Annotated in this window: 5 protein-coding genes; all 5 read left to right on the top strand. The window is 35.4% G+C overall.

Annotated elements, in window-relative coordinates; all coding sequences use genetic code 11:
• Nucleotides 1-387 precede the first annotated feature (387 nt).
• The 5 genes from GH741_RS00755 (at nucleotide 388) to GH741_RS00735 (ending at nucleotide 14314) form a co-directional block, all read left to right on the top strand.
• The gene (locus GH741_RS00755) at nucleotides 388-2457 is read left to right on the top strand and encodes a S8 family serine peptidase (protein ID WP_153734865.1); all 2070 of its coding nucleotides are present in this window, start codon (nucleotides 388-390) and stop codon (nucleotides 2455-2457) included.
• A gap of 589 nt (nucleotides 2458-3046) precedes the next feature.
• Nucleotides 3047-10819: a leucine-rich repeat domain-containing protein gene (locus GH741_RS00750; RefSeq protein ID WP_153734864.1), complete on the top strand. Its 7773-nt coding sequence runs from the start codon at nucleotides 3047-3049 to the stop codon at nucleotides 10817-10819.
• Nucleotides 10820-10916: 97 nt separating this feature from the next.
• On the top strand, nucleotides 10917-11153 hold the full coding sequence (locus GH741_RS00745) for a hypothetical protein (RefSeq protein ID WP_153734863.1): 237 nt from the start codon (nucleotides 10917-10919) through the stop codon (nucleotides 11151-11153).
• A 324-nt stretch (nucleotides 11154-11477) separates the two neighbouring features.
• Nucleotides 11478-12887 carry a sigma-54 interaction domain-containing protein gene (locus GH741_RS00740; protein WP_153734862.1) on the top strand — a complete coding sequence of 470 codons (1410 nt, stop codon included), beginning with the start codon at nucleotides 11478-11480 and terminating at the stop codon, nucleotides 12885-12887.
• A gap of 191 nt (nucleotides 12888-13078) precedes the next feature.
• A complete protein-coding gene (locus GH741_RS00735) occupies nucleotides 13079-14314 on the top strand; it encodes an ABC transporter substrate-binding protein (RefSeq protein WP_153734861.1) in 1236 nt (411 codons plus the stop codon).
• Nucleotides 14315-14333 lie beyond the last annotated feature (19 nt).

Genomic DNA, 14333 nt, shown 5'->3' with positions numbered 1-14333 from the left:
TGCATTAACTTTTATAATATTACCATAAATTCGACAATAAATTTCACTTACTTTTAATGAAATACCATAAAATTGTAAAAAAACAGGTTCATATTAACCAGGCCTATCCAGGTTGAACTCCATTTTTCGACAGAATTTTCCCACCGTTCTAATCTTCATAAGGGTTAAATCGTAGCTTTTAGTAATCTAGTATTTTTGCTTTCCAAATAGCGCTATTGAACTTCTTTATCATATTAAGTAACTACCTATGTGTATTTTCGGCAATTCTCAACAAAATACATATAATATACGATATAATACTTTTAACGAGATTTTAAAGAACAATTGATTAGTAAACTCATAACTCTAGTTAATGAGTCAACAAATTCTGATGGGTGTGAACATAGAATGAGAAGAAAAAATTCTATCTTTCTAGCTTTTCTTGCATTATTAACCATTATTCTTTTCAACAACTATTTACCAGATGTGTATGCAGAGGAATCAGGATTACAAGAGAGAGATGTCATAATTGTTTATAAAAATGATAAGGGGAAAGACATAGTTATTGAAGGAAGTAAAGAAGTGAATTACGAGTTTAAAACAGTTCCAGCTATAGCCGTATCAGCAACAGAAGATGAACTGGTAAGGTTAAAGTCAAATTCTAACATTGATTATATCGAGGAAAATATCCCCTTTAGTATGATAGAAACCGGACAAGTAGAGATTTTTAATGCAACAACGAGTGAAACTACAGAAGCAACTCAATGGAACATTCTTGCAACAAATATTCTAGAATCTTGGAAGCAAGGTTATACAGGAAATGGGGTTAAGGTAGCTGTACTTGACACAGGTATCTCCACCCATGACGAGTTAACTATTGCAGGTGGTGTTTCAACCGTTGATTACACTGATTCATGGGAAGATGATAACGGACATGGGACACACGTTTCTGGCATTATTGCTGCACAGCCTGAGATTACAACTGTCAATGGGATAGATGTTGTTGGGTTGGCACCTAATGTTGACCTATATGCTGTAAAGATATTAGATAATACAGGATCTGGCAATTTGCAAGATATTTTAGAGGGGTTAGATTGGGCAATTGCAAACGAAATGGATATCTTAAACCTTAGCATAGGCAGCATTGGTTATAGTAAATTGTTAGAACAAATGATAAATGATGCCTATGATAAGGGTATTATTCTTGTGGCTGCTAGTGGTAATGACGGGTTAGAGAATTCCGTGCATTATCCAGCAAAATTCACAAATGTTATTGCTGCTTCATCTGTGAGCGAGCTACTAAACATAAGTGACTTTTCTTCTACAGGGAACGAAGTCGATTTCTCAGCTCCTGGAGAAAATATTATTAGTACATTCACCAAAGGGATTTATGCATCTCAAAGCGGAACATCACAAGCTACTCCGCATGTTACGGGAATGTTAGCTCTTTTGAAGGAAAAATACCCACATTCAACAAATAGTGAATTAAAGGTGCTTCTTAGTTTAAACGCAAAAGATTTAGGTGTGCCTGGGCAAGATCCTTACTACGGTTATGGATTCGTTTATTACCATCCTATTTCCGAAACTATTGTGAATCCATCTATAAGTTATTCGACACATGTTCAATCTTATGGTTGGATGGATTTCGTGGCCGACGGTGAGGTGAGCGGTACTACTGGAGAATCTAAACGATTAGAAGCAATTAAAATCGAATTAAAAAACACCAGTTATAGTGGAGACATCGTTTATTCGACACATGTACAAGACTACGGGTGGACAAATGATGTAGTAAATGGAGAGGTCTCAGGAACTGTTGGTCAAAGTAAGCGAATGGAAGCGATCAAGCTAAAACTGACTGAAGAAATGGCAGAGCATTTTGATGTGTATTATCGGGTCCATTCTCAAAATTTTGGTTGGTTGGATTGGGCTAAAAATGGTCAACCTGCAGGCACAGAGGGATTGTCTAAGCGGTTAGAAGCTGTTCAGATTGTCTTAGTAGATAAAGGTGGTCAACCACCAGGATCAACAGATAGGCATTTTTTATCAAGTCCTTCTGTTGTTTATTCAGCCCATGTACAAAGTTATGGTTGGTTAAATTCAGTCGCTGACGGCGAAAAAGGTGGAACAACTGGACAAAGTAAACGAGTCGAAGCTATTCTCATCACATTAAAAGGTGCCCCATACGATGGAGGCATTTCATACAGTACACATGTTCAAGACTATGGCTGGTTAAGTTCAGTTTCTAATGGAGAAATAAGTGGAACAACAGGAGAAAGCAAACGTGTTGAAGCAATTAAAATAAACTTAACTGGAGCAATAGCAAATCATTATGACGTTTATTACCGAATGCACGTCCAAAGCTTCGGGTGGTTAGACTGGGCCAAAAATGGGAAAGTCGCTGGAACACAAGGGCTCTCAAAACGAGCAGAAGCAGTAGAAATTCTCTTGGTCAAAAAAGGTGGTCAACCACCAGGATGATCTACAATCTAATAAAGTGACACTAGGATGCAACCAAATGATCCCGGTATAAATGAGGCCGCTGAAAATCTAATGATTTTCAACGGCCTTTGTGGAAATTGAGGGACGGTTCTTTTGCGTCCTTCTTAGCATGAGAATTATATCCAACCTACTCAACAATCTCCACTTAGTATTTAATTTATAAAATTCTCAAAGATATCGTGTTTTGGCGTAACTTCTACTAGCTATTCTTCTTACAATAACAATCCTTTCAATTTGTCCACGTGTGAATCGTTCTCCTTCGCCCAATGCTACTCGGCTTAAACAATTATAAAAACTAGTGAACCTTCGCTTATTGAGAATGGTGGAGTGAAGAGCCCGTTATTTAATGAGACGCGTCCGGGTCTGTGAAGCAACCACTATCATTCTTCCTTTTTGCTGTTTTCGGACGCAAAAGAACCGTCCCTACGCATATTTTGTAAAAATAATGGATTTTTTGTATAATTTTGTTAACTAACTAGGTAAAATGAGCTATAATGCTTTTATGTGTATTTTATTCCTGGCAAAAGGGAGTCTTTTATACTATACATTACAAAGGGGGATATAGAATTTGAGTATTAGAAAATGCGTTAACATTTTATCTATCATTGTGATACTTTTTTCAGTTATTGCTTCACCTGTGAGTGCAATTGCTATGGAAAATGATGATGTCACAGCTATTAATTTACAAGTTGAACAGGGACAAGCTTCAAACCAATTGACTTGGATAATCAATGAAACTGAGGTTGGAGAGGAATTTTCTCATTTTTTCATATGGAAAAACGGAGAAGCTTCTATCGTTGAACCTACTAAAGAGCAACTTGATTCCGATTTTGTTCAGTACAGTTATTTGGATACTGAAGTAGAACCAAATACTACATATACATATCAATCTGCTGGAGTTACAGTAAGTAACTTACAGATTGAAAGTAATAAAGTGACCATAACAACTTCAGACTTTGAGGTTTCTGAAGGAGAAGTGGAACCACCTGTTGAATCTGAGCCGACTGAGACACCTGACTTAGACGGGCCATTAGTTGATAACATCAGACTTGTAGTTGGTGGTGTAGCGATGGCAACTCCTAAACAAGAAGATTATTTCTTGTTAGATATGGGGGATCTCATGGATCCAATTAATGAGGGTTCTCCTTTGGAAGATAATAATGCTAACGTGGAAGGTTTCTCTATCGAATCATCAATAGATGCTTTAGAGGGATCAGCTTCATATAATGGTCAAAGTTTCTATTTTGGCTTTACAAATGGAAATGCATTTATACCACTTATGAGCCTTTTTGATTTGGAAGAAGATGCAACACTGGCTCAATTCAAACAAGCTTTGGCTAACAATGGTGATGGAAAAATAAAGATTCAGCTGTTAGGTGAAGATGGTAATGTATCTACCTATTACTATGAGTTTATGAGAACCTCATTGTACGAAGGTGATACAACCGATGGATCAGTGGAACCAACAGAACCAACAGAACCGGAACAGCCAGCGGAACCTGCAGTAGAAGGACCAATAGTTGAAAATATTATGTGGACTATAGAAGGTTCTGGATTTGGTGGTGCCTATAATCAAGAAAAATATTTTGAATTTGATTTTATTAATTTTCTTGATCCGGCATGGACGATAGACTCACCTTTAGAAAATGATGAATCTATCGTATCAGGTCTCACAATAGAAGCTTTTAATGATATAGCGAAAGCTACGGTTACATTTAATGGTCAAGATACTATTATTACGTTTAACAATGGACTTGCCTCTATTTCAATCAATGATCTTTTTCATTTAGAGGGTGAAGTAACATTAGGTGAGTTTAAAGAAGCATTAGCGAATAACGGAGATGGAAAAATATCTATTTCTCTTTTAGATAATGATAATAACGAATCTATCTATTACTATGAATTTATTAATACATCTATTTTTAAAGTGATTTCATTCGAGGATCCAATTTTAGAAGAGAATGTTCGTGATCATTTAGCAGTATATGATCGAGAACTTACAGGTAAGGATTTACAAGATTTAACTACCTTACATGCAACGGATCAAGGGATTGAAAACTTGTCAGGATTAGAATATGCAACGAATCTAGTTGGACTCGATCTTTCAGGGAACAATATTGAAGATCTCTCCCCATTAACTAACCTGACAAATCTTGAAAGTGTCGTATTGTGGGAAAATAGATTTACAGATGTAAGTCCGTTAAGTAGTCTACCAAACTTATCTTATCTGTCTATAGACTATAATCCGCAGTTAGAAGATATCAGTCCTTTAAGCAATCTAACAAATCTTAGCACATTAATATTGAGTTATACGGGCGTTCAAGATATTACAAGTTTACATGCCCTTACTAACTTAAATGAACTATATTTATATGAATTAGATTTAGACTTGAGTGAAGGATCAAACACCCAGGAAACAATCTATAGTTTAGAGTCACAGGGAGTATCTGTTTATTATTATGAAGAATCACCTGATGATAATAATTATGAGTTTTTACATTTAGTAGACGTAACTTCTACTAGTAGTTCAATAACTATTCAGTGGGATGCTTCAGATTCTTTTGAAGATTTCGAAGTACTATTAAATGGTGAACTAGTAGATACTTTAGCTGGGGATACGAGAGAATATGTGTTTGCAAACTTAGACTCCTATACGTCGTATGATATTGAAGTAACTCCAACTTTAGATACAGATAACTTATATGGAAGATTAATTACTACAAAGACGAGTTGGATTGAAGAAGAACTAGTCGATGTACAAATCCAGTTAGTTGATCCAACTCAAGAACCTATTGAGTATGGATACCTTTTCCAAATTAAAGGTTTGGATGAGACAAATAGTACGTTTGTTGAATTTGGTTCTGTTTATGCAGGCTCACTAGAAATGTGGGGTCAACATATGGGACTTCAGCTGCCTATTGGTTCATATAAAATTAAATTCTATGATGAAGAGAGTCTTAGTCGTTATGCAGAATTTGAAATTGAAATTCAGGAAGATAACAATTACGAGGAGAACCCAATTAATTTAATTTTAGATGAAGAAGCATTGTCATCATTTCAACCTTTTGAGATGAATGTAACTAATGTTACTGAAAATTCTTTTGACTTAACTTGGGAAAATTCAGAAATCACCTCAGCTTCTAATTTATATGTTTATGTTGATAATGGTGAAAATTTCGAGGTTGTTGAAGAGGTTATTCTAGAATCTGATCAGACTTCTTATTCTTTTGCTTCTCTCGATAAAGATACTTTGTATAGAGTTGGATTTGAAACAAAACATATTTTTGGTAGAGCTGATGTGAAAAATTTAAATGTTAGAACAAATGGCGGTGAAGTATTAGGAGAAGTTGTTGAAATAGCAGATTCTAATCTAGAACAAGCCATACGTGAAGAACTTGGGATCTATTTAAGAGACCTAACAAATGGGGATTTAGAACAACTTACTACTTTAAATGCACCAGAAAGACAAATTAACGATCTTTCAGGCATAGAAAATGCTGTTAATCTAGTAAATCTAAATCTATTTAAAAATAACATTACTGATATTTCACTTCTAAGTGAGCTCACTGCTTTAGACGAATTAGTCTTATGGGACAATCAAATAGAAGATGTTTCATCATTAAGTAATTTGACTAATTTGAGATACTTAGACTTGGAATTTAACCAAATTGTTGATATTAGTCCTTTAATAGATTTAACGAATCTTGAGACATTGTATCTAGTTGATAATCCAATATCGGATTATAGTACTGCCGAAGCACTAGTGGAAGCGGGAGTAAACGTGCATTATGATGGGTATGAAGAACAAGATCTATCCATTGCAATAGCTGAAATTAGTGACTCTTCCATATCGATAGACTGGTATGTATCAGATTATGTTGAAGTTGTAGAAGAGTACGAGTTAATTTTAGATGGTGAAAGTGTATTTGTTGATTCAGAAACAACATCCTATACATTTTCAGAGCTTGAACCTAATACTAGATATGCGATTGAAGTTCTTGCCCATCTACCTAATGATAATACAGCGGGAGATTGGACAGAAGTTTGGACAGAAGGTGTCGGTACTGCTAATGAAGTACAAGTTCAAATTTTAGATATGCCAACTTCTGATCAAGGTTATCATGAATTTCTTTTAGAAGGTATTAGTCAAACAAATGTCAGTGTTTCGAAAAACGGTTATGTGAATGAAGAGGGTTTCCTGACTAATTTTGAGGACAACACTGTGTTTGATTTACCAGTAGGTGAGTATCAGTTATTTATATATACACCTATGGGTGATTTATTGGATCCGACTTATACGATTGAAGTTCTCGACGGGGTAGACCATATCAATCAACCGATTGAGGTTAGTTTTACTGGTAATTCAGATGAAATTACAGGTGAAGTGGTGACCTTTAATGATGAAAATCTTAAAAGAGCAATCGGTGATGCATTAGGTATTTATGATCGGGAACTTTATACGAGTGATCTTGAAAATTTAACCTCCTTGCCAGCATCAGGGTATAGTATTGAAGATTTAACGGGTCTAGAACATGCTATTAATCTCAGTAATATTGATTTCTATGATAATGCTATTTCGGATATTAGCCTTTTAGAGTCATTAACATCCTTAACTAGCTTAATATTATGGGAGAACAATATCTCTGATATTAGTCCGCTTGCAAATCTTGAAAACTTAACCTATTTAGATTTAGACACAAATAATATTACAGATGTTAGTCCTTTAGCTGGATTATCTAACCTAGAAACATTATGGTTAGCTAACAATCCATCCGAAGATGTAAGTAGTTTAGCTACATTAACGAATTTAACAGATCTATTTTTAAATGGTTTGCCATTAGATTTTGAAAACACACAATCATTAGAGGCAATTGAAACATTACAATCTGCTGGTGTAAATGTAACGTATGATAATCAAGTTATTGCACCGTCCTTAGATGTGTATGTAGAATCTGTGACGGATACTACAGCACAGATTGAATGGTGGTTGAATAATGCAACTACAGTAGACCACTTTGATTTATATATCAATGGTGAAAAGGTTGAAACTGTATCTTCTGATGAGCAGAGTTACACGTATGAATTACTAAATCCAAATACGGAATATATCGTTCATGTTGATGCGGTTAATGATGATGGTGTAGTCATAGCTACAGCGGGTGATCAAGTTCTAACCGCACATGCACAAGAAGATGTGAAACAAGTAAAATTACAGGCAAAAGATAAAGACAATCAAGTTATTGATCGAGGACTAGAATATTCAATTGAAGGTCTAGGAGAAAATAACCAAGACGTATATTTATATGGACAGACGGATGAGGATGGCTTCTTTAGATCCTGGTATGACTCAGCAGAAACAGTTACATTACCTGTTGGTGATTATGAGGTTATTGTGTACGGAGAAGATAGTTACTTAAACACGATACAAACAGTCTCGATTTTAAGTGACCAAGAAGCATACACTATTACTGTTGATCAGTTAGAAGCTGAGACGAAAGATGTAACGATTAAAGTTGTAGATGAAAATGATGAACCAGTTACAGAAATTAATGATCTATCTTTCTATAGTTACGATGTCATGAATGCATTTAATTATGAGTTTGGTGATTATTACCTATGGAATGAAAGTAATGAAGCTGGCGAATATTTATTAGAAGATGTCGTTGTTACAGACCAGTACAAGTATCAACTGAATCTACGTGCACCTGGCTACATTACGTATAACCAAACAAATGTAGAAGTTCAAGAAAATAGTGACGTTATTACGATAACGATGAGCCCTGGGGCAAGTATTACTGGTAATGTTGTAAATAACTCAGGAAGTCCACTTGTAGGTGTATCTTACTATGTAAGTGGAAATAACATATATGAGTATGGTCAAACAAGTGAACAAGACCTGACTATCGATGGACTTGTAGCAGAAGATTTGATGGTAGAATTATCAATGGAAGGTTACCAATCAAAAACTATTGAGGTTTCTGCTGAAGAATTTGTGGATAACGAATTTAATCTCGGTACTGTCGAGTTATTGTCAGAAAAATATGTTCACGGTAAGGTTCTGAAAGAAGATGGAAGTCCTGCTAAAAATGTGAATGTATACCTATTTGTAGAAAATGAGGAGTGGAGCTCTCTTTGGGCAAGAACTGATGCAGAGGGCTACTTCAAAATTCGAAATGTAGAAGATGGAACATACAGGATAGAAACGGAAGCATATAATCTTCCTAATGTAGAGGTTACGGACGTTACTCCGATAGCAGATCCTTACACTATTATTCTTGAACAAGAAGGTGAAGGAAGCTTTGTAGGAGAAGGTAACGGTTTTACCGCTGCTAAACAGACGGTTGTACCTGGTCAAACGTTAGATTATCGCCTGAATTTTAAAAATAACGGCGATAGTTCGGCAGAAAATGTAGAGGTTTCTTTTAATCTACCTACTAATGTTGAATTAAACGAAGAATCGGTTCTACTGAATGGCCAAGTTGTTCAATTAGATCGAGGAAATATTATAATTCCTAACGTAGAGGTGGGACAAGCAGGGACAATCACTTTTAAAGTGAACGTTAGTGAAGAAGTAACTCAGTCAACGATTATTTCTACTGCGAATCTTTCTTTAGGAGAAGATAATCTAAAATCATATACTGCGACAACAAATGTTTTATCTGTTTCGTTAACTGCGCCTGCAATAACAGCGCAATCGGACATCAATGTTTACGGAACTGCGAAACCAGGAGCAACCGTTAAAATTTATGATGGTGACTTATTGTTAGCTGAAACAACTGCTAACAGCAAATGGTGGTATGCAGATGTTTCCTTACCAACTACAATTGGTGAAAATAGTACACATCAATTAGTTGCGAAGGTTTCACAAGGAGAAAATGTATCCTATTCAAAACCAGTAACAATAGACTATCAACCAGACATTGTAGAATTTAATGATGTAAATATATCTGCTGGTTGGAACCAAAACATTACAATAAACCCTAACACTGGTATTGTAACGACTGCTATTGTGGAATTCACACCAATTGATATTACTGTTGGTTTTACTGGCGAGGTTGACTCCGCAGCTATTCACTTCCTTGGTGAAGAGTACGAGTTAACTAAAGAAGGGGAAAACTACGGTGGTATTATCCCTGGCGATTGGAGCTCTTATGGAGAACAATTACTAGAACTTTCTTACACAGTAAATGGAGAAGTGATTCGCGTTCCATTAATGGAAGTTATCGTCTTAATTGACCCATCAGGATATGTGTTTGAAGGAAGTATGGATAACAGACTACAAGGTGCGACAGCTGTTGTTGAGCAGCAAGTTGGCACAAGATGGCAACAATGGAATGCTGAATTCTTTAACCAAATAAACCCGCAAGTAACGGATGAAGACGGACGTTACGGTTGGGATGTTATTGAAGGAAACTGGCGTGTTATCTTCAGCAAAGCTGATTACGAAACATATACAAGTAGAACTGTTGTTGTACCACCAGCAGAAACACAATTAAATGTTCCATTAGTTAGAATAGCTAAACCAATAGTAAACTCTATTACACCAGTAGATGGAGGAACTGATGCTGCTTTAGATGGTTCCGTAACAATAGAGTTTGACCGTTTAATGAATGAAGCAACTATTGACGATTTAATTAAGGTGTACAATAGCAATGATCAACTAGTTGAAGGTCAATTTGTGCTAGAAGGTATCAACGGCTATAAACAAACACCAGGAAAACCTGGATATTATGAAGAGGATCAAACGAAAAAATTATCACAAACAATCGTTTGGAATCCAGCTTCAGATCTAAATCCAAACGAAACTTATAAAGTGGTAATTGATCAAAGTATCCAAGACTATTCAGGCAAATCATTAGAAGCTTCTGTTGAAAGTGTGTTTACGACATTAAGTGCGGAAACAGATGAAGAAACACAAGACGAAACTGAAACTCCGACGGGAGAAGAAGGATCCGAGGACATTGAAACTCCAGCAGGAGAAGAAGGTAGCGAGGACACCGAAACTCCAGTAGGAGAAGAAGGTAGTGAGGAAACTGAAACTCCAGTGGGAGAAGAAGGTAACGAGGAAACTGAAACTCCAGTGGGAGAAGAAGGTAGCGAAGATACTGAAACTCCAGTAGGGGAAGAAGTTACTGAGGACACAGAAACCCCAGTAGGAGAAGAAGATAACGAACAAACTGAAGATCAAGATACAAACAAAGAAGTATCAAAGGAAGACTCTTCAAAATCAGGAGACTTACCAGATACTGCTACTAATACGTTTAATTTATTATTCATTAGTATGTTATTTCTAGTAACTGGTATATTGTTATACGCTCTAAGTAGAAGAAGACAGTTATAAAATCAAGAATATCCCTCTTGTCTATAAACAGGAGGGATATTCTCTGTATTAATGTTTTGATATAATAGATTATTGATTATGTAAAAGGAGCAAAAAGATGAAAAAGACAAAATGGATCGTTATTCTATTTGTTATTAGTTTTCTTGTATTATCAGGCTGCACTTCATCTGATGAAAATGAAACTACTACCAAAGATACAGAACAAACAACAACAACTGAGGAATACCAACAACAAGTTAAAGATCTAAAAGCAGAAAACGGAAGACTCAAAATCGAAAAAGCTAAATTAGAGAAAAAAGTACAAGCACTTGAGAAAGAAGTTGCAAAAAACTAGGGGACGGTTCTTTTGCGTCATTTTTGAATGTCGATGAACTACCAGATGACAAGCATGCTGGATTAGTTCGTTATTTTGGCGGACAAGATTGTTGAAGGAGGAGGTACTGATATTAGCATAAATTGAAGGAGTGATGGTAGAATTTTTATGAGTCATCGTGAATTTGTCCCGTGTGTTTAAACTGTTTTAGTCGACATTAAGCTGCACGGTATCACGATGACTTTCTGTTTTATTTTAGGTGTTGCATGCATTTGACTATACAACAAACCTTAATAGAAATAATATATTACTAGATATAATATCGCACCACAAAGAGGGGTTACTATGAAACGACATCATATTATAATTAACGGCAAAGAATTATATCTGGATTTCAAATCTATTATCAATTCGATGTTTGACATTGTTCATGTTACAGACCAAGAGGGAACGACATTATACTGTTCTGATAACTATGAAGATTTCTTCGGAATTAGCCCCTTGGAGATGATTGGGAAGAACATCGAAGAGTTTTATGATTTAGGATATTTCAAGCCTTCTATTACCAAACAAGTTATTAGTTCAAAGAAAAAAGTTTCTACACTTCAAAATACTTTTAATGATCGTAAGTTGTTTGTTGAGGGATTTCCATATTATGATGCCTCCGGAAAATTTAGTGGTGTTGTTAATGTATCTACCGATATTACGAATGAAGAAAAATTAATTGATGAATTAAAAGCAGTAAAAGAATTAGGTTCTATGTACTTTGAAGAAATAAACAAAAAATATACAGAGAATAATAATGAAGCCCATCTTTCACTAGTATTCAGAAGTGAAATTATGACCCAAACCGTAGATTTAGCAAAGAGGTTATCAAAAGTGGATTCATCTGTGACCTTGTTAGGTGAATCAGGAGTTGGTAAAGGCGTTTTAGCGAGATATATCCATGAAAATAGTTTTCGGAATAAGAAAGATTTTGTACACATTAATTGTGGTGCTATTCCAGAAAATCTAATTGAATCAGAACTTTTTGGCTATAATAAAGGTGCTTTCACGGGAGCAGACCAAAAAGGTAAGTTAGGGTTAATTGAAAAAGCCAATGGCGGAACTTTATTTTTAGATGAAATTGGTGACTTACCAATCAACCTCCAAGTTAAATTACTGAATGTATTGCAGGAAAAGCAAATAACTCGTATTGGTGGTTCTAAACCAATCGATATCGATATTCGTTTAATTACAGCAACAAATAAAGATTTGAAAAAGATGGTAGCTGAGAATAGTTTTAGGGAAGATTTATATTATAGAATTTTTGTAGTTCCAATTGAAGTTCCTTCTTTAAGGGAAAGGGTAGAGGATATTTCAATATTGGTAAGTTATTTTATGGATATTTTTTCTCAAAAATATTTATTGAATAAGAAATTAAGTGAGAAATGTTATAAGATATTTGAACAATATGATTGGCCAGGTAATGTTAGAGAATTAGAAAACCTTGTGGAGCGTTTAGTAGTAACCTCAAATGGTGACGTCATAACAAGTGATCATATTCCGTTATCAATATCCGAATCAATAGATTCAGATACGCCTAACATCAAAGTAAATCATATTATTAATTTACCAAAGGCGGTTGAAGAAACCGAAAGACAACTAGTACAAATGGCATTGAAAAAGTATAGTACTACTGTAAAGATAGCTGAAGTACTGGGTATTAGCCAGGCAAGTGCTAGTAGGAAAATTAAAAAGTATTCTATTCAGTAAAGGAAGTGAGTTATTCAATTTTGAATAACTCACTTCCTTTTTTATATTTAAATGTATTTGAAAACCAATTAACTACCTTTAGATACTGAATTTTCCGAAAATATTTAATGTTATGAAAAGTTGGCATGATAATTGCTTGTATATAAGCAAGGGAAATTTATTTTCTTTTAATAAAAATCAGGGGGTATATTATGAAGAAAGTTTTTGGTTTTATGGTACTTATGTTTACGCTAGTAGGTATAGTTGGTTGTTCTGCAGAGGATTCATCATCAGAAGGAACCGGTAGCGAATCTTCGGAGGAAGTTATTAAAATTGGTGGAATTGGTCCTTTAACCCCTCCAGGTAGCCCGGAACTCGGAGAAGAATTACAACAATCGATGCAGTTAGCAATCGATGAAATCAATGCAGATGGTGGCGTTCTGGGTAAAGATTTAGAATTATATTTTGAAGATAGTTCAGGTGCCCCGGAAAAAGGGCAATCTGCCATGGAAAAATTAATCACAAAAGAAAATGTTGTAGCAATCGCAGGTGAAGGTCATAGTTCTGCAGCACTTGCCGAGATTGAAGTAGCTAAAAGAAACAACGTTCCGTTTATTGTAGCTGAAGCATGGTCGGATGCGATAACAGAAAAAGGATACGAACAAGTATTTCGTGTTGCACCAAACAATACGATGTTCTCTAAAAGAATAGTAGAATTTGTCGAAGAGTTTGGTTATGAAAATATATCTATAATTGCCGAAGACAGTGACTGGGGTATTGGTAATGTTGATTTACTGAAGCAACAGTTCGAAGAGAAGGGAATTAAATTCAATAGTACGATTGTAAGTCGTGAAACGAAAGATTATGTACCACAATTACTTGAATTAACTGAAAATAACGAACCAGATCTTCTACTAAACATTATGACTGGTGTTGGGGCTTACTTGGTAGTTAAACAAGCTCATGAATTAGGTATTTCTCCAACTGCAGAGACTGCAATGTTTATGGGTGGTGCTGATGCTGCTTATCCTGAAATTTGGGAAACAACTGGTGAAGCATCTAAATATGTAATCTGGCAAACTCCTTATTCACCAAAAGCAAAGTTTACAGATCTGACTGAACCAATGGTGGAAGCTTTTAAAGAAGAATTTGATAGAAATCCTTCCTACGTAGCATTACATGGTTATGATACTGTTCTAATCTTAGCCGATGCTATTGAGAGAGCTGGTTCCACAGACCCAGATGAAATCATTGCTGCATTAGAAGAAACGAAACTTATGGGTACACGTGGAGAAGTTACTTTCCCATTAGAAAAAGGGCCTGACTATCATAACTGGTTACCTGATTTATTGTTCATGCAATATACGGAAATCGATCAGGCTCCAGATGATGCAGAGATCGTTTTCCCTAGTAACGTAGCAACAAGTGACATAGTTATTCCAGAATAATGATATATGGGGAAGGTGG

Source organism: Aquibacillus halophilus (genome assembly GCF_009649745.1).
Taxonomy (GTDB): domain Bacteria; phylum Bacillota; class Bacilli; order Bacillales; family Amphibacillaceae; genus Aquibacillus; species Aquibacillus halophilus.
Note: the sequence above shows the minus strand (reverse complement) of the source record. Positions and strands in the feature narration are given on the sequence as shown.

What these genes read in the sequence shown, in the direction of transcription:
- GH741_RS00740 (WP_153734862.1), top strand. Translation starts at nt 11,478, where the DNA reads ATGAAACGACATCATATTATAATTAACGGCAAAGAATTATATCTGGAT.
- GH741_RS00735 (WP_153734861.1), top strand. Translation starts at nt 13,079, where the DNA reads ATGAAGAAAGTTTTTGGTTTTATGGTACTTATGTTTACGCTAGTAGGT.
- GH741_RS00745 (WP_153734863.1), top strand. Translation starts at nt 10,917, where the DNA reads ATGAAAAAGACAAAATGGATCGTTATTCTATTTGTTATTAGTTTTCTT.
- GH741_RS00755 (WP_153734865.1), top strand. Translation starts at nt 388, where the DNA reads ATGAGAAGAAAAAATTCTATCTTTCTAGCTTTTCTTGCATTATTAACC.